The organism is Winogradskyella undariae (assembly GCF_013285155.1).
Lineage (GTDB): Bacteria > Bacteroidota > Bacteroidia > Flavobacteriales > Flavobacteriaceae > Winogradskyella > Winogradskyella undariae.
Genome location: NZ_JABTEL010000003.1, coordinates 99,660 through 119,580, shown reverse-complemented (window position 1 = coordinate 119,580; position 19,921 = coordinate 99,660). Strand labels below are relative to the sequence as shown.

19 protein-coding genes and 2 tRNA genes are annotated in these 19,921 nt (G+C 31.9%); 8 read left to right on the top strand and 13 right to left on the bottom strand.

The window, feature by feature from the left end:
- Position 1: 1 nt before the first annotated feature.
- The 5 genes from HSX10_RS05050 to HSX10_RS05030 are packed head-to-tail and all read right to left on the bottom strand — an operon-like array spanning position 2 to position 4,817.
- Entirely contained in the window at positions 2–1,306 is a 1,305-nt protein-coding gene (locus HSX10_RS05050; protein WP_173587118.1) for a restriction endonuclease subunit S, read from the bottom strand.
- Positions 1,299–1,649 (bottom strand): VacJ, encoded by a 351-nt coding sequence (locus HSX10_RS05045; protein ID WP_173587117.1) that lies wholly within the window; start codon positions 1,647–1,649, stop codon positions 1,299–1,301. Before HSX10_RS05045 ends, HSX10_RS05050 begins: the two co-directional genes overlap by 8 nt.
- A 1-nt stretch (position 1,650) precedes the next feature.
- On the bottom strand, positions 1,651–2,658 hold the full coding sequence (locus tag HSX10_RS05040) for a virulence RhuM family protein (RefSeq protein ID WP_173587116.1): 1,008 nt from the start codon (positions 2,656–2,658) through the stop codon (positions 1,651–1,653).
- A 55-nt stretch (positions 2,659–2,713) separates the two neighbouring features.
- On the bottom strand, positions 2,714–4,228 hold the full coding sequence (locus tag HSX10_RS05035; RefSeq protein WP_173587115.1) for a type I restriction-modification system subunit M: 1,515 nt from the start codon (positions 4,226–4,228) through the stop codon (positions 2,714–2,716).
- Position 4,229: 1 nt separating this feature from the next.
- Positions 4,230–4,817 (bottom strand): restriction endonuclease subunit S, encoded by a 588-nt coding sequence (locus HSX10_RS05030; RefSeq protein WP_173587114.1) that lies wholly within the window; start codon positions 4,815–4,817, stop codon positions 4,230–4,232.
- Between the two features lie 142 nt (positions 4,818–4,959).
- Between HSX10_RS05030 and HSX10_RS05025 the strand changes: the two genes are divergently transcribed.
- Complete coding sequence (locus HSX10_RS05025; RefSeq protein ID WP_173587113.1) at positions 4,960–5,286, top strand: phosphotyrosine protein phosphatase; 327 nt, start codon at positions 4,960–4,962, stop codon at positions 5,284–5,286.
- 218 nt (positions 5,287–5,504) lie between these two features.
- Here the strand turns inward: HSX10_RS05025 and HSX10_RS05020 are convergent.
- From HSX10_RS05020 to mutS, 3 genes are all read right to left on the bottom strand, one after another.
- A tRNA-Leu gene (locus tag HSX10_RS05020) sits at positions 5,505–5,588 on the bottom strand.
- Positions 5,589–5,637: 49 nt separating this feature from the next.
- A tRNA-Gly gene (locus tag HSX10_RS05015) sits at positions 5,638–5,709 on the bottom strand.
- A gap of 92 nt (positions 5,710–5,801) precedes the next feature.
- Positions 5,802–8,414 carry a DNA mismatch repair protein MutS gene (gene mutS, locus HSX10_RS05010; protein WP_173587112.1) on the bottom strand — a complete coding sequence of 871 codons (2,613 nt, stop codon included), beginning with the start codon at positions 8,412–8,414 and terminating at the stop codon, positions 5,802–5,804.
- Positions 8,415–8,597: 183 nt separating this feature from the next.
- Here mutS and HSX10_RS05005 point away from each other — a divergent pair, with 183 nt between their 5' ends.
- Positions 8,598–9,134: an RNA methyltransferase gene (locus tag HSX10_RS05005; protein WP_173587111.1), complete on the top strand. Its 537-nt coding sequence runs from the start codon at positions 8,598–8,600 to the stop codon at positions 9,132–9,134.
- Positions 9,135–9,224: 90 nt separating this feature from the next.
- A complete protein-coding gene (locus tag HSX10_RS05000; RefSeq protein ID WP_254453199.1) occupies positions 9,225–9,872 on the top strand; it encodes a class I SAM-dependent methyltransferase in 648 nt (215 codons plus the stop codon).
- Between the two features lie 124 nt (positions 9,873–9,996).
- Here HSX10_RS05000 and folK read toward each other — a convergent pair whose 3' ends face one another.
- The gene (folK, locus tag HSX10_RS04995) at positions 9,997–11,145 is read right to left on the bottom strand and encodes a 2-amino-4-hydroxy-6-hydroxymethyldihydropteridine diphosphokinase (RefSeq protein ID WP_173587110.1); all 1,149 of its coding nucleotides are present in this window, start codon (positions 11,143–11,145) and stop codon (positions 9,997–9,999) included.
- Positions 11,146–11,356: 211 nt separating this feature from the next.
- Here folK and HSX10_RS04990 point away from each other — a divergent pair, with 211 nt between their 5' ends.
- The 5 genes from HSX10_RS04990 to HSX10_RS04970 all read left to right on the top strand — a co-directional run bounded on the left by HSX10_RS04990 (position 11,357) and on the right by HSX10_RS04970 (position 16,939).
- On the top strand, positions 11,357–12,061 hold the full coding sequence (locus tag HSX10_RS04990) for a queuosine precursor transporter (RefSeq protein ID WP_173587109.1): 705 nt from the start codon (positions 11,357–11,359) through the stop codon (positions 12,059–12,061).
- Positions 12,062–12,217: 156 nt separating this feature from the next.
- Positions 12,218–14,890 (top strand): AsmA-like C-terminal region-containing protein, encoded by a 2,673-nt coding sequence (locus tag HSX10_RS04985; protein WP_173587108.1) that lies wholly within the window; start codon positions 12,218–12,220, stop codon positions 14,888–14,890.
- 126 nt (positions 14,891–15,016) lie between these two features.
- Positions 15,017–15,880, top strand: coding sequence for a sigma-70 family RNA polymerase sigma factor (locus HSX10_RS04980; RefSeq protein ID WP_173587107.1), 864 nt, complete (start codon positions 15,017–15,019; stop codon positions 15,878–15,880).
- A 219-nt stretch (positions 15,881–16,099) separates the two neighbouring features.
- Positions 16,100–16,294, top strand: a complete 195-nt coding sequence (gene rpsU, locus HSX10_RS04975) for a 30S ribosomal protein S21 (protein ID WP_173587106.1) — start codon at positions 16,100–16,102, stop codon at positions 16,292–16,294.
- Between the two features lie 126 nt (positions 16,295–16,420).
- A complete protein-coding gene (locus HSX10_RS04970) occupies positions 16,421–16,939 on the top strand; it encodes a gamma carbonic anhydrase family protein (protein WP_173587105.1) in 519 nt (172 codons plus the stop codon).
- 28 nt (positions 16,940–16,967) lie between these two features.
- Here HSX10_RS04970 and HSX10_RS04965 read toward each other — a convergent pair whose 3' ends face one another.
- The 4 genes from HSX10_RS04965 to HSX10_RS04950 form a co-directional block, all read right to left on the bottom strand.
- Positions 16,968–17,315 (bottom strand): GTPase, encoded by a 348-nt coding sequence (locus HSX10_RS04965; protein ID WP_173587104.1) that lies wholly within the window; start codon positions 17,313–17,315, stop codon positions 16,968–16,970.
- A gap of 33 nt (positions 17,316–17,348) precedes the next feature.
- On the bottom strand, positions 17,349–18,131 hold the full coding sequence (gene murI / locus HSX10_RS04960) for a glutamate racemase (RefSeq protein WP_173587103.1): 783 nt from the start codon (positions 18,129–18,131) through the stop codon (positions 17,349–17,351).
- A 63-nt stretch (positions 18,132–18,194) separates the two neighbouring features.
- Positions 18,195–18,695: an OmpH/Skp family outer membrane protein gene (locus HSX10_RS04955; protein WP_173587102.1), complete on the bottom strand. Its 501-nt coding sequence runs from the start codon at positions 18,693–18,695 to the stop codon at positions 18,195–18,197.
- A gap of 41 nt (positions 18,696–18,736) precedes the next feature.
- Positions 18,737–19,888: an OmpH family outer membrane protein gene (locus HSX10_RS04950; protein ID WP_246293560.1), complete on the bottom strand. Its 1,152-nt coding sequence runs from the start codon at positions 19,886–19,888 to the stop codon at positions 18,737–18,739.
- Between the last annotated feature and the right edge of the window lie 33 nt (positions 19,889–19,921).

The following is a 19,921-nucleotide window of genomic DNA, read 5'->3' as shown; positions in this document are numbered from 1 at the left end:
GTTAATGTGTATTTACCCGTTTCTCACCAGTCAATAACTGCTGCATTAATCCTTGTTTTTGTTTTTTTAAAGCTTTAAGAGCTTCTTTTAAACTAGAAAACTCTTCATCCATTGTTTGCATTAGACCAACTATCTTGTGTTGTTCCTTTAATGATGGATATGTCATTTTGAAAGTTGAAATTTGTTTTTGCGATATCATTGGGACACCAGTACTGCCTGTCTCGGACATTATTAGTTTTTGGCTGAAATCTGAACACAAAAAATAATAAATATACTTTACAGAAATATCATCCCTTTTAGGTCTTAAAATTGCCATACTTGGATTAATAGTTGCTTTACCTAAGTCGTTCTCAATTACTGCTATTTTTCCAAGAGAACCTCTTTGAACAATAAGAAGATCATTTATTTTAATCATAATTTCTGGTGACTCTTCGTACTTTTCTAGTGATAAATGTGTCGGGTCACTCAAGTTTAATAATTGATTTTTTATATGCTTGGCTCCGATAACTAATGGTCCTTCATCTCTCAAGTCTTCTTTTTTGTAACCTTTCCATCCAACTCTTCCTTGAATTGTGAAAATGTCACCTAACTTTGAAGTTTGCCATTTTTCTTTAAACTCAGGAAACCGTTTCTTTCCAGTCAACAACTGTTGCATCAACCCATTTTTTAGCTCGTGTTTTTCTGTTATTAGCTTTTCTTGAGCAGCTATGGCTTTGTCCCAAGTGTTTAGAATTCTGGCTATTTTTTGTTGTTCTGGAAGTGGTGGAATTGCAATCGTAAAATTATTAATATCCTTTGCTGAAATATGTGGTATACCTGAGCTTGTCTTTACTGAGTCAACATACCTAATGAAATTATTACTAGAAATCCAATGAAAAAGAAATGATTGTGACATTGTACTCTTAGTACGTAATCTTGCTACTCGCTGAACTAGTAAAAGTGGCAAAAATGCTTCGTCAACTAAACTATAATTTCTACCAACTAAAGAACCGTCCATAGAAATTACAATATCTCCATTTTGTAGTAAATATTTATCTAGATTTAGATTATTAGAATTTTCCCAAAACATCTCATTCTTTTCACCAAAGCGTAAATTACCTCTAGTTATATTTATCCCTCTGCACAATCTAGTTCCTTTACCTTGCTGATTAAACTCATCACTTTTGAAAGCAAAACCATTCAACTGATTAATAAAATCTCTTATACTAGTATAAACCCAATCCTTAGGAATCCATCCTAACTTAGTTTGTTTATATCCTTCATTATCCTTTACCAAAATATCCTCACTTTGTGTATTCTTATTCATAATCTTGGGTATAAAGCGGTTCGTCGGTAAGGTCTGTTACAATGCTAGATCTATAAAAACTGAACCACTCTGTAAAAAGTTTCCAGCTTAGTTTTGGGTAGTCAGCTTCATCTGTCCATTGCCCAAAGAGTTCGTTGATAAATATCTTTTTCCAGTAATTTTTTAGTTCGCTTTTGGGATCGTCCAGAAAGAGTTCTTCTTCTTGCAAATAGCTATTGTATTCACTTATATCGTCTGCATTGGTTTCTGGCAAATCTGGTGTTAGCGCGTTGCTCCAATCGTAAAACGGTTGTTTTGGTACAACTAATAACACACTGCGGTTAATGGTAGGATATATGGTCATGTTATTTTTTGTTTTTAATTTTTTGTTCTAAAGACTTTAAATCTTCTAAGTCTATACGATCTGCTTCTTCTGCATCCTGTTTTTTTCGTTTTTGATCATACAACTCATATTGTGCACGTACTTTCTTTTCCATTTGTTTATGACTTACCTTACCAGGACTATCTAAAACTTGAAGCTCATTAAATTCTATAATTTTATCTAAATTATTTTGCCAATAACGCATTGTAAGATCTTGTTTGTTTTTAGCACGTAGCTCAGCGGTTTCTAAAAAGATAACCACCAGTCTGTTTAGGCTATCTAACTCATCTTCTGTTAAATAATTTTTAGCAACAGTAATATCCTGTTTTCTAACCACACCGCCTTTCCATGTAGAAAGACCCATGTTTAATTTATTGGCATCAGCACGTTTTACAATGAGCGCTGCTGCTGTTTGATTTGTGGTCGCATAGAGCAACTTGTTTTGCGCTTCTGCAAAAAACATTTGTGTTGCTTTATCTGTTGGATCATAATCGCTACTTAAACTAAATAGATCTCGTACTTTTTGATAAAAGCGTTTTTCGGAAGCCCGTATACCTCGAATACGTTCTAATAACTCATCGAAATAATCTGGGCGCCCATCTGGATTTTTTAAGCGCTCATCATCCATTACAAAACCTTTAACAATAAACTCGCTTAAATTTCTAGTTGCCCATTGCCTAAACTGAACACCACGTTTACTACGTACCCGATAACCAATTGCCAATATCATGTTTAAGGCATAAAAAGCAACCTTATATTCTTTGCCATCTACTGCAGTTGTTAAGTAATCCTTAACAACTGAATTCTCTATTAACTCCTTGTCTTCCAGTATACTTTTGATATGCATACTTATGTTCGGGACAGAGGTGTCAAAAAGTTCTGAAAGTTGTTTTTGATTCATCCAGACGTTGCCATCTCGCGCAAATAATGCTACGGAACTTTTTCCATCTTGTGTGGTGTAAATTATAATGTTGTTTTCGTCTTGACTCATAATAATTCTGTTTTGAGCTGTCAAGGATTATTTGACTACCTATATTTTTTCGCTACTAATACCCTAATTCCTTTAAATGTTTGTTCATTTCTGCACGCACTTCCACTAATTCAGCTTCTAGCTCTATAATATTTTGTTGTACTTGTGCTATATCTACTGGCTCTTCTTCTTCAAAAGTGTCTACATAACGCGGTATGTTTAAGTTGAAATCATTCTCAACTACTTCTGCAGGCTTTACTACTGAGCTGTATTTTTCGATTGTTTTAAAATCCTTGTAGGTGTTAACGATTCTATCTATGTCTTGAGCACGCAATACATTCTGCTTTTTACCATCATCAAACTCTTTGCTCGCATCTATGAATATAATGTCTTTAGTCGTTTTTGCTTTATTAAAAATTAGAATTGCTGCAGGAATACCTGTACCATAAAATAGGTTAGTTGGTAAGCCAATTACTGCTTCTAGTAAATTTTCTTCAATTAGTTTTTGACGAATTTTTTGCTCTGCACTTCCACGAAATAAAACACCGTGCGGAACAATAACACCTACTTTACCTGTAGGCAACGTTGTTTCTATCATATGCAGAATAAAAGCATAATCCCCCTTAGATTTAGGTGGTACACCACGAAGAAAACGCTTGTAACGATCTGCTTCTGCATTCTCGTGCCCCCATTTGTCAAGGCTAAACGGTGGATTTGCCACTACGATATCAAATTTCATTAAGGCATCACCTTCTTTTAGCATTGGATTATTAATGGTGTCACACCATTCAATTTGTGCTGAATCCATACTATGCAAGAAGCAGTTCATTTTACTTAATGCCCAGGTATCTCCATTGCTTTCTTGACCATAAATAGCAAAATTATTTGTTGGGTTGCCTTGTACATCTTTTGTTTCTTCTGCTACTTTAATCAACAATGAACCAGACCCACATGTTGGATCAAAGATGCGATCACCTTCTTTTGGTGATACTAGTTTAGCTAATAAGCTAGACACTTCTTTTGGTGTAAAAAATTCTCCACCTTTTTTACCTGCTCCAGATGCAAATTTTTCTAAGAGGTACATATATGCTTCTCCAAGAATATCTTGTTTACCTTCCCATAGCGAAGGACGGAAGTCTAACTCAGGCTTAGCAAAATCATTAATCAAATTTTTAAGACGACGATTACGGTCTTTTGTTTGTCCTAATTTATCAGAATTAAAACTGATGTTTCTAAACACACCGTCCAACTTTTCAAGATTGCTCTCTTCAATTTTCGCGAATATTTTATCAATTTTCTCACCTATATCTGTGTCATTTCTGTGTTCGTAGATATAATCAAAAGAGCAGTCGTCCGGAAGAACAAATCTTTCTCGCTTTAGTTTTCTTTGGATTAACTCTTCATCATCTCCATAGCGCTCTTTAAGTTCGTTATAGTGATCTTTCCAAACATCACTTAAGTACTTGATAAACATAAATACTAAGATGTAGTTTTTGTATTCTGACGAATCAAAAGCTCCTCTAAAGGTGTCACAAGCATTCCATAATGCTGCATTAATTTGATCTTGACTAGGCTTTATTTTGTTTGACATTTTATAATATGTTTAAAAGTTGTGTGGTTGTTAATTTATTTTTTAGTTCTATTATTTTATTACTAAGCGCGAATTCCTCATTATGAAGATTTGCTATTTTGGCTATCTTAGATTGTACCTCTAATGATGGAAGTACAATAGGTGTTTCTTCTAATGTTGTTTTATTAATACTAGTGTTGTAAGTGCCCGCTTCATTGGTTTTGAAATAATTTTGAACTTTTGACTGGTTGATATACCAAGCGATAAAGTCAGGATTAGCTATACCATCATCTACTTTAATAACAAATAAGGCAGATGAGGCAATGGTTGGAATATGATCAATTTCCTTAAATACTAGCGCGAAATTATTAGTTCCCTTTCCTGTAAATAGAATATCTCCAGATTCTAAGTAATACTTACTTTTTATCATATCGCTATCAACTAGATAACAATCATCACCTATATAAGTGTAATTTTCTTCAAAGTCTTTTAATTGTATCACTCGAACACCTCCATTATGAGTGTTCTTTATCTTACCTCGAAAAGAGTATCCAGAGGATAGACCTTGGTAGCTTAGAATTGATTTTAAATTGACTATCTTGCTTTGCATAATTTAAATTACATAATCATTACGGTGCAAATATAATCAAAACTTATTAATAAAACAAGTTTATTTATGCATAATCGTTATGATGCATTTTATTTAGTGTTGTTTAATACTTATATTTACACTGTAATTAAAAGCAACTGTCTTGAAAATTCTATTTGTATGTTCAGCTAATAAACAACGGTCTAAGACTGCTGAGGATTATTTTGCTTCAAAATATAATAGTCACGAATTTTTGAGTGCTGGCACCAATCTTAAAATTTGCAGAAAAGAAGGAACAACAGCATTAACTGAAGATCTATTGCAGTGGGCAGATAAAGTTTATGTAATGGAACAAAGACATCTTGGGCAAATACAGAAGTATACAGGGTCTAGGTATTACTCAAAAGTTACCGTACTGAATATCCCTGATATTTATAAATATTATAGCCAAGAGTTATTGAAAATATTAAAGGAAAAAATCACTATTTAAAACTACTAGTATAAACGTTCTTTTATAATAGCTGAACGATTCAACTTCAGTAAACTTTCGAGAAACACACCGCTTTTTGGTAATTATCTCATTATTTTACTATCATTTACTACTAAGCAATCACAAATTAAATGAATCTAAGAAAAAGATGAAAATGTTGTACCTATGTTGTACCTGAATAAAAAAAAGCCTTTGCAGGAAATCCTGCAAAGGCTTAGTACTGAAGACGGGACTTGAACCCGTACGTCCTAATGGACATTGGATTTTAAGTCCAACGTGTCTACCAATTCCACCACTTCAGCATTATAATTACAAATAAATGTAATCAAATTGGTATATTTTTGTATTCAGAGCGAAAGATGGGATTTGAACCCACGACCTCCACCTTGGCAAGGTGATGCTCTACCCCTGAGCTACTTTCGCAATTTTAATGAACGTTTCGCTCTGTAAGCGGGTGCAAATTTACACTTTATTTACATACCACCAAACTTTTTTCGAAAAAAATTAAAAAAAATTTAAACTGGCTTTTTCTTCACCAACATTCTCTTAATTTCATTGAGCTTCATTAAAGCCTCAACAGGTGTTAAGGTATCTATGTCCGTATGGATGATTTCGTCCTTAATTTCAACGAGTAAGGGATCATCTAAATTAAAAAAACTAAGTTGTAAATCGTCTTTTAATCCTTTTACTTTATCTGTTAGTTCTTCACTAGAATGCGATTTCTCTAATTTTGATAAAATTTTATTTGCACGTCGGATGACTTGCTGAGGCATTCCCGCCATTTTTGCAACATGAATACCAAAACTGTGTTCACTTCCACCTTCAACCAATTTCCGAACAAAAAGCACATTGTCTTTTAATTCCTTTACAGCAACGTTGAAATTTTTAATACGACCAAACGTCTCTGTCATTTCATTTAACTCATGGTAATGCGTTGCAAAAAGCGTTTTAGGCTTAGAGGGATGTTCATGTAGATATTCACTAATAGCCCAAGCGATAGAAATACCATCGTATGTACTAGTTCCTCTTCCTATTTCATCTAACAACACTAAACTTCGGTCTGAAATATTATTAAGAATAGAAGCGGTCTCATTCATTTCTACCATAAAAGTAGATTCACCCATCGAAATATTATCGCTAGCTCCTACTCTAGTAAAAATCTTATCTACCAATCCTATACGCGCTTCTCCTGCAGGCACAAAACTCCCTATTTGCGCTAATAATACAATTAAAGCAGTTTGCCTTAAAATAGCCGACTTACCAGACATGTTAGGCCCCGTAATCATAATAATTTGTTGCGTTTCTCTATCTAAAAAAACATCATTTGCAATATAAGGTTCACCGATGGGTAATTGTTTTTCAATCACTGGGTGACGACCATCTTTAATTTCTAAATCGTAACTATCATCAATTTGTGGGTACACATATTTATTTGCATTTGCTAAACTTGCAAAACCACATAAACAATCTAATTGCCCAATAAGTTGTGCATTCTGTTGTACCGAAATAATAAATTGATGCATCCAAGTGACCAACTCACCAAATAATTGTTGCTCTATAGCTAAAATACGTTCTTCTGCCCCTAAAATTTTTGCTTCATATTCTTTAAGCTCTTCGGTAATGTAACGCTCTGCATTTACTAAAGTTTGCTTTCTAATCCATTCTTCAGGTACTTTATCTTTATGTGAGTTACGAACCTCTATATAATACCCAAAAACGTTGTTCGATGCTATCTTTAAAGATGTTATGCCTGTTCGTTCGCTTTCGCGCTTTAGCATATTATCTAAATAAGTTTTTCCGGATTGAGACAAACCTCTTAATTCATCTAATTCTTCTGAAAAACCAACAGCAATTGTATGCCCTTTTAAAACATTTACAGGCGCTTCTTCGTTTAAGGTTTCCTTTATTTTTTCGCGCAATAAATCACAACGATGTAAATTATCACCTAGTATTTTTAGAGCTTCATTCTCGCAAGTTTCCGCTACCGATTTAATAGGCACAATAGCATCTAACGAGTTTTTAAGTTGAATAACCTCTCGTGGGGAAACTTTTACCGTTGCTATTTTTGAAATCAGACGTTCAATGTCTCCTATTTGTTTTATTTGCGTTTGAACTTTTTCTAAAACCGTTTCGTTTTCAAGTAAATATTTGACGACTTCGTGACGCTGCTTTATTTTTTCGGCATGCTTAAGAGGCAATGCCAACCAACGCTTTAGCATACGACCTCCCATTGCCGAAATCGTTTTATCAATAACGTTAATTAAAGTTACAGCATTAGCATTAGTAGAATGGTATAACTCTAAATTTCGGATGGTAAATTTATCCATCCACACATAATCATCTGTAGCAATTCTAGAAACCGTAGCAATATGTTCTAATTTATTATGACGTGTTTCTCCTAAATAATGAAGCACTACACCTGAAGCGATAATCCCTTCATATAAATCTTCAATTCCAAACCCTTTAAGCGTTTTAGTATTAAAATGTTTGGTTAAAGTTTCATTAGCATAATCGGCTTGAAAAACCCAATCTTCCAAATAAAAGGTATGAAAATCATTTCCGAAGGTTTCAGAAAACACTTTTCTACTTTTCTTTGAAATTAAAACTTCACTTGGATTAAAATTTTGAAGTAACTTATCTACATATTCAGCATTTCCTTGAGACGTTAAAAATTCACCTGTAGAAATATCCAAGAATGCAATTCCGATACGTTCCTTTTCAAAATAAACAGCTGCTAAAAAGTTATTCGATTTAGAATGTAAAATATCATCATTAAAAGCCACACCAGGCGTTACCAATTCTGTAACTCCTCGTTTTACAATCGTTTTGGTTTGCTTAGGATCTTCTAATTGGTCGCAAATAGCAACACGTTCACCTGCTCTAACTAATTTAGGTAAATAGGTATTTAAAGAATGATGTGGAAAACCAGCCAACTCAATTTCACTCTCACTACCCGCACCACGCTTGGTTAAAATAATATCTAAAATTTTAGACGCTTTAACAGCATCGCTACCAAATGTTTCGTAAAAATCACCAACTCTAAACAATAATAATGCATCAGGATATTTTACCTTAATGGCATTATACTGTTTCATTAATGGGGTTACTTTTTTTGCGGATTTAGCCAATGGTAATCTGGTTTTAAGTTATATTTTTGTCTTGAAAAATTTCAAGATTGCAAGTTTGCTAAATTACTTATATTTTGAGGCTTATTAAAACCGAAAGACTAGAAGTTATTTACAGATGTTGATAATTACACTTTTCAGACCTGCAAGGTTTTAAAAACCTGATAAGTCTCCAAAACGATAAAAATGCGTAAACTAAAAAACGAAGAACTAGACCGATTAGAAGTTTCAGAATTTAAAACAGCTGAAAAATCACCAATCATTATTATACTCGATAATATTAGAAGCTTAAATAATATTGGTTCTGTGTTTAGAACTAGTGATGCTTTTTTAATTGAAAAAATCTATTTGTGTGGTATTACTGCACAACCACCGCATAACGACATTAGAAAAACAGCCCTAGGAAGTACAGAAACCGTAGATTGGGAATATACAGAAAACACCTTAGATGTTATTGAAAAACTAAAGGCAGAAGATGTTAATATCTGCTCAATAGAGCAAGCTGAAAATGCTACGATGCTAAACAAATTTACACCTCAACCTCATAAAAAATACGCTTTTGTATTTGGAAACGAAGTAAAAGGTGTTGCACAAGATGTTGTTGATGCAAGTGATGTTGTGATTGAAATTCCACAATACGGAACCAAACATTCCTTAAATATTTCTGTGAGTTGTGGTGTGGTGATTTGGGATGTGTTTTCGAAGATAGAAGATAGAAGATAGAAAATAGAAAATAGAAAATAGAAAGTTATACTCTTATTTCTTGAACAAAGTTGAACAACTTCGCTTTTTATTTACCTTAATAAAGAACAAATGAAAAAACCTTGGCCTACTAAAGCCGTAATGGAACAGATTTACGACAAGAAACTTTGGGGCGGAAAAGACTTTGATTTCTATTCAGGTGAAGGTTCTCATCATACAGAAATCATTCAACCTTATTTAGATTCGATTATTAGCTTCCTTAAATCTCATGATAATGATTTAGTGGTTTGCGATTTAGGTTGCGGTGATTTTAATATTGGAAAACAACTCACTAAACACACTAAAAAATATATTGGGATTGATATCGTTGAAAATCTAATTGAAAGAAACAAAACACTTTTTAAAGCTAAGAATTTAGAATTTCATTGTTTAAATATTGTAGAAGATGAATTACATAAAGCAGATTGTATTATTATAAGACAAGTCCTTCAACATTTATCTAATGTTGAAATACTTAAGATTGTAGAGAAATTAAAAAACTATAAATATATAATTCTTACAGAACATTTACCTCAAGGTAATTTTGAAGTTAATAAAGATAAAATTGCAAGCCAAGGAATTCGATTAAAACAAAATAGTGGTGTTAATCTATTGAAAGCTCCTTTTAATTTAGAAGTAAAGGAAGAACATCTACTTTCAGAAATTCACCTTGAAGATAACAAAGGCTGTATTGTAACTGTTCTTTATAAAACTATTTAATAAAGTTTTAATTATTACGCTGAGATGCGCTGAGTAACACGAAGTTTTCACAGAGAGATTTCTCTCAATTTTAAAATTATCTTATTTCAATTTTATTAAGCCTAAACTGCTTACTGCTTACTGCTTACTGCTTACTGCTTACTGAAGAATCATTAATTTCACCCAATAGCCACAAATAATCTTCACGAGACTTTACAAAATCTTTATCTGAAATATCAATAATCTTCACATTCATCTCTTGTTGACTCTTTAAAAAATCGAGATAACCAGCATTTATTTTTTCGAGATAATCGTCCTTAATATCTTTTTCGTAATTACGACCTCTCTTTTTTATATTAGCCTGAAGTCTTTCTGTATTCTGATATAAATAAATGTACAAATCTGGCTTAGCGATATCTTTATAAACCTGGTAGAATAGTTTTCTGTACAATCTAAATTCATCTTCTGGTAAGGTGATTTTAGAAAAAATTAAAGACTTAAACACATCATAATCACTCACCATAAAATCCTTAAACAAATCGAATTGCGATAAGTCGTCACTAATTTGTTGGTAACGGTCTGCTAAAAACGACATTTCCAAAGTAAATGCATAACGCTCTGGTTCTTTATAGAATTTTGGCAAAAATGGATTATCTGCAAAACGTTCTAAAATTAATTTCGCATTAAAATCTTTAGCAATCTTATTTGCCAAACTAGTTTTTCCAGCTCCAATATTCCCTTCGATAGCAATATAACTATGATTATTAAAAGTGTATGCTGTTCTTGGATTTTCTAAGTAAAAATCTAAAGATTCAATTTCTGAATTATCCTCGCATTCTGAAAGTAATAGCTCAATAGATTTATTTAAAACAGGATGTTCAAAATCTTTCGCAATATCTAAAAGTGGCTCTAAAACAAACTTACGCTTATGTAATTCTAAATGCGGAATCGTTAATGTTTTTTCCTCAATAATTTCATCTTCAAAAAACAAAATATCTAAATCAATTTCACGAGACTCATAACCTTTAGTCGTTTTTGATTTTCGCCCCAACTCTACTTCTATAGTCTGGAGTTCTCTCAACACTCTTTTAGGTTTCAATTCTGTATCTACCGTTATGCAAGCATTATAAAAATCATCACCTTCAAATCCAAAAGCAAGTGTTTTATAGACTTTAGAAATCTTTTTAACTACACCAATACGCTTAAAAACAGCATCAATAGCCAATTGCAAATACTGCAATTTATGACCTTTGTTACTTCCTAATGCGATGTGAATGGTTTTGGTTGGCTTCATAAATAAATACGGATTCTATGCCGAATCGGGATGGACAAAATAACTAAAACAAAATCTATTATGCTAATGATTTAAGGACTGTTCTTTTAAAAATAAAATCTTTTGTTTTTCATCATCTTTTTCTAATCCAGAATAAACTTAAGTTTAAGTAACTATTACAACAAAATCAAATTCTTTATCTTTACTGAAAACAAACTACAACCACAGCTTAATGACATTAAGAGACAAACTTTTAGCACAACGTATTTATCTCTTACTTGGCGGACTTTTTATTACATCGCTTGTCGTTTCAAATTTAATATTTCAAAAATTCTTTTATTGGTATCCTCTAGATATAGAAATCTTTGGTTCTAAATTATTTGAGATTTCTGTCGGAATTCTGCCTTATCCTATAACTTTTTTAATTACCGATTTAATTAGTGAGATTTATGGAAAAAAAAGAGCCAATGATATTGTGGTGGTTGGAATTTTTGCCTCGCTATTTTCCTTATTAATTATTTTTACCGCAAGTAGCATGCCTGCTACAGAATGGTCTTATGTAGACAACAAAATGTTTGATACGGTTTTTGGAAATACCACAATTGCTGTTTTTGCGAGTATGCTCACCTACCTATTTGCGCAATTTGTAGATATTCAAATTTATCATTTTTGGAAACGTATTACTAAAGGAAAACACTTATGGATTCGGAATAATTTTTCCACTTGGCTTTCTCAATTTATAGACACTTTTACAATTGTCTCTTTACTTTGTAGCTTTGGCATTATAGATTGGGCTAATTTTAAAGGCTTACTCATAAGTGGTTTTATTTTTAAAGTTATAGTTGCCATATTAGATACGCCGTTTTTATATCTTGGTGTTTACTTATTCCGGAAACGTTTTAACTTAAAAGTTAATCAAGAAATAGATTTACTTTAACACCCATACAACTAAATAATAGTATTTTTATTAATACAAATTAGACCTTACTAAATCATTAAAATCTTCTTAAACTTATTGATATTAGCAACTTTTATGCAGAAATTTGCGTATATATAGTATTGAGATATTATTTTACCAACCCAAATAGAACTTATGAAGAAATTTTTAAAAATTATCGGAATCGTATTAGTCCTTTTTATTGCAATACTTGTAGCTATTCCTTTTGTTTTAGAATCTAAAATAGATGCCATTGTTCAAAACTATGCAGATGAAAATTTAAATGCTGATTTATCTTTTGATGATATTAGCCTTAGTCTTATTAGTAGTTTTCCTAAAGCAGAAGTTAGTGTTGAAAATTTAAAAGTAATTAATCGCGCTCCTTTTGCTGGAGAAAGTTTAGCAACTGCGCAATCAATTTCTTTTGAAATGGGAATGATGCAATTATTAAATGGAACAGAAGACCCGTTAGAAATCAATGAAATTATCGCTAATGAATTACTCTTAGTCATTAAAACCAATAAAACAGGTGCTGTAAATTACGATATTGTAAAAGAAAGTGAAACCACTACAGAAACACCAACAGAAACAGAAAGTTCAGCGGGCTTTAGTTTTGATATTGATAACTATGAATTAAACAATAGTGCCTTTACCTATATAGATGAAACTTCTGATATGGCATTCTACCTTACAGAAATTAACCATAAAGGAACCGGAATTTTCTCTGGCGGGAAATCTGAATTAGACACTAATACTGAAGCAAACGTTAGTTTTGCGATGGATAGCACTTCTTATTTAACTAACACCCATATTAAATTAGATGCGTTAATTGACTTAGATTTAGAGCAAGAAAAATATACCTTTAAAGAAAATAAAGCCTACATTAATGCATTACCATTAGAGTTTGATGGTTATGTGCAATTGGTAGAAGCCGGACAACAGATAGACATCACTTTTAAAAATCCGGGAGCTACGTTTAAAGATTTCTTAGCAATAATCCCTGAAGCTTATGCTAAAGATGTTGCCGATGTTAGCACAACAGGAAACTTTTCATTCACAGGAATTGTAAAAGGTTTAGTTTCGGAAGAAACAATCCCGACTTTAGATATTAATTTACTTTCGGAAAATGCTTCTTTCAAATTCCCTCAACTTCCAAAAAGTGTAAAAAATATAGGTATTGATGTTTCTATAAAAAACACAACAGGGAATGTTGATGATACCTTTGTTAATATTGATAAGTTAAATTTTCAAATTGATGAAGATGTTTTTAAAGCCGAAGCTTCTATTAAAAATCTAACTAAAAATATGTTAGTAGCAGCGAAGTTAGATGGCTCTCTAAATTTAGCAAACATCACCAAAGCTTACCCTGTTGAATTAGACAATGAACTTAGTGGAATTTTAAAAGCCAACATAAGTACCTCTTTTGACATGGATGCTATTGAAACCAACGCATACCAACGTATTAAAAGCGTAGGAAATATTTCGTTATCTAATTTTGTATTTTCTTCAGATGATATTTTAAATCCAATTCAAATTAATAAAGCCGATTTAAGCTTTAAACCAGGAACTGTGAGTTTAAATAGTTTTGATGCCTTAACCGGAAAAAGTGATTTTTCTGCAACAGGAACCATCAACAACTTACTTGGTTTTATGTTAAGTGATAAAAACCTAGAAGGTAATTTCAACTTAAACTCTAACACATTTGCCCTTTCAGATTTTATGTCTGAAGATACTGTTACTACAGAAACAGAAACCTCTAGTGATACTAAATCAAACGAAACTGCAACCGTTGCCGAGTCTCTTAAAATTCCAGCATTTTTAGATTGCACTATCACAGCCAATGCTAAAACTGTTATTTACGATAATCTAAATTTAAAAAACGTAAAAGGTAAATTAGTCATTAAAGATCAAACGGCTAGTCTTCAAAATATGACTACAGATATTTTTAATGGACAATTAGGCATTACAGGTAGTGTTTCTACTAAAAATGAAAAACCAACCTTTGATATGAAGTTGGGAATGCAAAATTTTGATATTTCGCAGTCCTTTTCAAAATTAGAAATGCTAAAATCTATAGCACCAATAGCAAAAGTACTTCAAGGTAAATTTAACTCTACTATAGATGTTAGCGGATTACTAGACAGTAGTCTTTCTCCAGACCTAAGTACTATTTCTGGTAGTGCTTTAGCTAAAATCCTAACAGATAAGGTAGATACAAGTAACAGTCCTCTATTAAGTAGTTTAGATAGTAAACTAGATTTTATTGATTTTAATGGACTTGACCTTAAAGATATTGTAGCTAACTTAAGTTTTGAAAATGGAAATGTTTCAGTAAAACCATTCACTATCAACTATAAAGACATTCCTATTGAAGTATCGGGCACGCATAGTTTTACAAACACGATGAATTATAGTGCTGTTTTACAAGTACCAGCTAAATATTTAGGAAGTGAAGTCAATCAATTAATAGGAAAAATTAATGATAGCGAGGTAAATAACCTTACAGTTCCTGTAACGGCAAATATCGGCGGCACATTTGCGAGTCCTAATATCCAAACAGATTTAACAAGTGGCGTTACTAACTTAACAAAACAATTAGTTGAAATTGAAAAACAGAAATTAATTGGCAAAGGAAAAGATAAAGTTAGCGATTTATTAAGCGGTCTTGTCGGAGGAAATTCAAACACTACAAAAACAGACTCTACAGCAACATCTGAAGAATCTACAAAACAAAGTACAGAAGATAAAGTGAAAGAAGGTGTCGGAAATATTCTTGGCGGACTCTTAAGTGGAAAAAATAAAACTACGGACGATAAAACAGAAGATTAGACCAAAATAAGACCGTTAATCGGTTAAAATAAAAAAAATCAACCACTTTTTGTTAATAATTCCATAATTTTTTGGAATTCTTAATAATTAGGTTACATTGAAGGTTCACAAAATTTCAAAGGATACATGAGGCAATTAAAAATCACCAAGCAGGTTACCAATAGGGAAGATAAATCTTTAGATAAATATCTACAAGACATAAGTAAGATTCCATTGATAACAGCTGATGAAGAAGTGGAATTAGCACAACTTATTAAAAAAGGTGATCAAGCTGCACTAGATAAATTAACAACAGCCAATTTAAGGTTCGTTGTATCAGTTGCAAAACAATATCAAAATCAAGGATTAAAATTACCAGATTTAATTAATGAAGGTAATGCAGGTTTGGTAAAAGCAGCAAAGCGTTTTGATGAAACTAGAGGTTTTAAGTTTATTTCTTATGCTGTATGGTGGATTAGACAAGCTATTTTACAAGCTTTAGCAGAACAGTCTCGTATTGTACGTTTGCCTTTAAATAAAATTGGTACTATTAATAAGATTAATAAAGCCTTTTCTCATTTAGAGCAAGTAAATCAAAGACCACCAAATGCAGATGAAATTGCTGGTGAACTAGATCTTAGTGTTCGTGAGGTAAAACAATCAATGAAAAATTCTGGTCGTCACCTTTCTATGGATGCGCCATTGAAGGATGGAGAAACTTTTAGTTTGTATGATGTTGTAAGTTCTGGTGAATCACCAAGACCTGATCACGATTTAATGCGTGAGTCATTAAATGTAGAAGTAGAACGTGCTTTAGAAACATTAACACAGAAGGAAAGTGATGTTATTCGCTTAAACTTTGGTATTGGAGATCAACCACCAATGACATTAGAAGAAATTGGAAGTATCTATGATCTAACACGCGAACGTGTAAGACAAATTAGAGAAAAAGGAATTAGAAGATTAAGACATGCTAGTAAGAGTAAGATCTTAAAAACATACTTAGGATAAATTAACTGCTTTAAAATAATTTTACTTTAAAGCCTGAAACATAGATTCTTCTACTAATGATATAGGTTTAGCCTAATGATTTTATAGTAAGAATAGTATTGAAACTTTTAAATTTAAAAATAATTGTTTAAAAGTTTCAATTAATTTTTTATTTTCAAATAGTTAAAGTATATTTGCCGACCGTTTGCAAGAATTAGTTAATAAAAATATATCGATATAATGATTAAAATCGAAATCAAAGAAGGAGAAAATATAGAACGTGCACTTAAGCGTTATAAGCGTAAACACAGAAATGTGCAAATTATGCAAAACTTAAGAGAAAAGCGTTATTTCGCTAAACCTTCTGTAACAAGAAGAAGAGAAATTCAGAAAGCTGAATATATCCAAGGCTTAAGAGATGCTGAAAACGTATAGTTTTCTCATTCATAAAATTAAGATTAAAGAGTAGCAAATATGCTACTCTTTTTTTGTGCCATATTTTATCATATTCAAGTTTTTCATTTTATCTTTAAGGTATAATAATTCACTAAAAAAGAAGTTATGCCACTTATAAAAACCGTACAAGGAAAACACCCTCAAATCCCAGAAGATTGCTACGTTGCAGAGAATGCAACTATTGTTGGAGACGTTACATTAGGAAGCCAATGCAGCATATGGTTTAATGCCGTAATTAGAGGCGATGTACACTACATTAAAATAGGAAACAAGGTGAATATTCAAGACGGTGCTATAATACATGCAACGTATCAAAAATCACCAACAACAATAGGTAACAATGTGTCTATTGGCCATAATGCAATGGTCCATGGTTGTACGATTCAAGACAATGTACTGATCGGTATGGGAAGCATTGTTATGGATGATTGCGTTATAGAAAGCAATAGCATTATTGCAGCAGGAGCTGTGGTTACTAAAAATACAATCGTAAAATCTGGAAGTATTTATGCTGGTGTTCCTGCTAAAAAAGTAAAAGACATTAGCAAAGAATTAATTTCAGGTGAAATTGATCGTATCGCAAACAATTATGTAAAATATTCAGGTTGGTTTAAGGAAGAATAAGAATTGTTTTATAGATTATTCTACAAAATTAAAGACTCACTTTCAATCTCTCAATTAAAGCTTCAACAGATGAAATTTCATTTAAGATGTCTGGAGTTAAAACTGTAGTAAATTGAATTGTTTCTAGTTTTAATATTGTAGGATAATTTAGCTTTACACTAGGGAATTTGGTTTCAAATTCATCTTTATGATAAAATTCCATTTGAAACTGACTTTCTGCTCTAAAGTTTTTCCATATTGTATTTTCCTTAAACGTATCATGTGTTAAAGCACAAAGACTGCATTGATATGTTGAAGGACTCAATAATTTATGACCAATATCTAATAGGTTATTTAACTTTCCTGAGTTCGCATTATAAACAAATAGTAATTTCATAAAGTCTTAGTATGGAAAACTTAATTAACCTTACTAAAATTTTAAATGAGTTACATTAAATTTATTATCGAGTATTGTATTTAAAACTGCAATATCACTGTTTGATAACAATTCTATTTTTGGATTTTCTGAAGAAGGATTGAGCAAATCTAAAGAAGCTAATACCACTTTTGTTTGGTTTGCTACAGCTCTTCCGGAGTCAATAATTTTAATATGACTAGGAAGCATTTTAGATAGCATAGGTATTAAATAAGGATAATGTGTACAACCCAACACTAGGTGATCTATATTCTGCTCTAACATGGGCTTTAAATAGATTTCTAAAAGAGATTTCATCTTATTAGAATTTAACTGACCAGATTCTATTAACTGAACAATACCATCCCCTTCTTGTTCTATAATCTTAATTCCTTCAGAATATAGATCTGTAGTTTTATGAAAAAGTTGACTACTTAAAGTTCCCTTTGTAGCCAATATACCAATAGCCTTGGTTTGTGTATTTAAAGCCGCAGGTTTAATAGCTGGCTCTATTCCTATAAAAGGAATATTATAGTTTGCTCTTAAGTAATCAATAGCATTTGTAGTAGCCGTATTACAAGCAATTACAATAATTTTACAACCTTTATTTATTAAGTATTCAGTATTTTTAATACTAAGCTTTATAATGTCTTCTTTAGACTTATTTCCATAAGGAGCATTTATACTATCGGCTAGATAAATGCAATTTTCATTTGGTAATAGGGAATGAATTTCTTTAAAGATAGAAGTCCCACCAATACCAGAATCAAATATACCTATAGGTTGTTTATTACTCATGAGTACAAAAATAAAAAGTCGCTTAATAATAAGCGACTTTCTAAATAATTATTTTAATAAGGATTACATCCCTAATTGCTTTTTAACATCTGCCATAAGATCTTTTCCGTCAGCTACAATAAGCATTGCAGAATCAACTACATACTTAATTCCTTGAGCTTTAGCTACTGCTTTAATTGCATTATCTGCTTTTTCAACAATAGGTTTTAAAAGATTAAATTCTTTTTGTTGTAAATCTTTCTGAGCTTGTTGTTGAAACTCACCTAAGCTTTGCTTAATTCCTTCAACTTCTTGCATACGCTTCATATTTTCTTCTTCAGATTTCGTTGCAGATTCAGCATCATATTGCTTTAATTTTGCATCTAATTCTTTAATAGAAGTTTGAATATTAGCTTCGTAAGTTTTACCTAATTTTTCAATTTCAGATTGCGCTTGTGTATAAGCTGGCATTGACTTAATTAATTCTTGCTTATTGATATGAGCAACTGTGCTTTGTGCAGAAGCTAAACTTGTAGCCCCAATAAAAAGTACTGCTGCAAATAATAAAGATTTTAAATGTTTCATTTGATTTAATTGTATTACGTGTTATTTAAATTTATTGATTATTAATCTTTTTTAGCATTTGCTATAGAATCATTCTTTCTAACCTGTTCTTCACGATCTTTACGTGCTTTTAGTCTTTGATCTATAATTCTCTGCTTTCTTTCTTCTAATTCTTTTGCTCTAGCTTCTCTTTCTTTTAATTTTTGAGCGCGTACTTCAGCAGCTAATTCTGCTGCAGTTTTTGGTTTTTTTATTGTTGTAGAATCGTTTTTAATAAGTCCTTCAACTTTCGTGCTATCCGTTTTTATAATTGACTTTTCTACAGCTGTAGTATCTTTTTTAATAGTTACAGAATCAACAGCTTTAACTTCTTCTTTCGCTTCCTCTTTAGTTTCTTCCGAAACCTCAGTACTTTTATTTCTTGCTTCTAGAGCATTTTGCCTACGCTCTTCTGCCTCTTTCTTTTTAGCTTCTCTAAGTTCTTCTTGTGCTTTTTTTCTATCTTCAATTGCTTTTTCGCGCTCTGCACGTTTAGCTGCTAATTGAGCTTCACGTTGTACTTTACGATCTTCTAAAGCTTGTTGTCTTGCATCTTTATCTCCATCAACTACTGGCACTACTTCCTCTTCATCTAAAGCTTTACGTTCTTTTTTATTTTTAGCTTGTGTACGTTTTGATGTTCTAGTGATTGTTCTCAGAACTTGTTCACTCATATCGTAGCGTTCTGCTGAGTAAAGCATAACAACATCTGCAGATCTATCAAAAACAAAATCGTAACTTTTAGTTTCTGCAATTTCTTGTACAGCTGCAAAAATTTGATCTTGAATAGGCTCTATCAATTGACGTTTCTGAATCATTAAATCGCCTTCAGGTCCAAAACGTTTTTGCTGATAATCTAATACCTCAGCTTCTTCAAAAGAAATATCTTCAAAACGCTCATCGTATAACTCTTTAGTTAAAAGAACACTTTCGTTATTTAGTTCTTTCTTCTTTTGTTCAATAGCATTTAATTTTGTTTCAATTTCAGATTTCCATCCTTGAACTTTTTTATCTAACTGAGATGAAGCTTCTTGATATTCTGGCACATTTTGTAAAATATACTCAGTATCAATATAACCGATTCTAACACCACGTTGCGCATGTGCACTAAAACTTAGTAGACCAATGATTATTAGTAAAAAAAGAACTTTAAATTTCATCATTTTATTTTTCATATTTTGAGACAATTTAATCGTAATGCTAAATAT

Bases quoted from the DNA above. Each gene is read 5' to 3' on its own strand.
- HSX10_RS05000 (WP_254453199.1), top strand. From the start codon at position 9,225: ATGAAAAAACCTTGGCCTACTAAAGCCGTAATGGAACAGATTTACGAC.
- HSX10_RS04980 (WP_173587107.1), top strand. From the start codon at position 15,017: ATGAGGCAATTAAAAATCACCAAGCAGGTTACCAATAGGGAAGATAAA.
- HSX10_RS04950 (WP_246293560.1), bottom strand. From the start codon at position 19,888: ATGAAAAATAAAATGATGAAATTTAAAGTTCTTTTTTTACTAATAATC.
- HSX10_RS05005 (WP_173587111.1), top strand. From the start codon at position 8,598: ATGCGTAAACTAAAAAACGAAGAACTAGACCGATTAGAAGTTTCAGAA.
- HSX10_RS04970 (WP_173587105.1), top strand. From the start codon at position 16,421: ATGCCACTTATAAAAACCGTACAAGGAAAACACCCTCAAATCCCAGAA.
- HSX10_RS05050 (WP_173587118.1), bottom strand. From the start codon at position 1,306: ATGAATAAGAATACACAAAGTGAGGATATTTTGGTAAAGGATAATGAA.
- folK (WP_173587110.1), bottom strand. From the start codon at position 11,145: ATGAAGCCAACCAAAACCATTCACATCGCATTAGGAAGTAACAAAGGT.
- HSX10_RS05030 (WP_173587114.1), bottom strand. From the start codon at position 4,817: ATGCAAAGCAAGATAGTCAATTTAAAATCAATTCTAAGCTACCAAGGT.
- HSX10_RS05040 (WP_173587116.1), bottom strand. From the start codon at position 2,658: ATGAGTCAAGACGAAAACAACATTATAATTTACACCACACAAGATGGA.
- rpsU (WP_173587106.1), top strand. From the start codon at position 16,100: ATGATTAAAATCGAAATCAAAGAAGGAGAAAATATAGAACGTGCACTT.
- HSX10_RS05035 (WP_173587115.1), bottom strand. From the start codon at position 4,228: ATGTCAAACAAAATAAAGCCTAGTCAAGATCAAATTAATGCAGCATTA.
- HSX10_RS04990 (WP_173587109.1), top strand. From the start codon at position 11,357: ATGACATTAAGAGACAAACTTTTAGCACAACGTATTTATCTCTTACTT.
- HSX10_RS04985 (WP_173587108.1), top strand. From the start codon at position 12,218: ATGAAGAAATTTTTAAAAATTATCGGAATCGTATTAGTCCTTTTTATT.
- murI (WP_173587103.1), bottom strand. From the start codon at position 18,131: ATGAGTAATAAACAACCTATAGGTATATTTGATTCTGGTATTGGTGGG.
- HSX10_RS05045 (WP_173587117.1), bottom strand. From the start codon at position 1,649: ATGACCATATATCCTACCATTAACCGCAGTGTGTTATTAGTTGTACCA.
- HSX10_RS04965 (WP_173587104.1), bottom strand. From the start codon at position 17,315: ATGAAATTACTATTTGTTTATAATGCGAACTCAGGAAAGTTAAATAAC.
- HSX10_RS04955 (WP_173587102.1), bottom strand. From the start codon at position 18,695: ATGAAACATTTAAAATCTTTATTATTTGCAGCAGTACTTTTTATTGGG.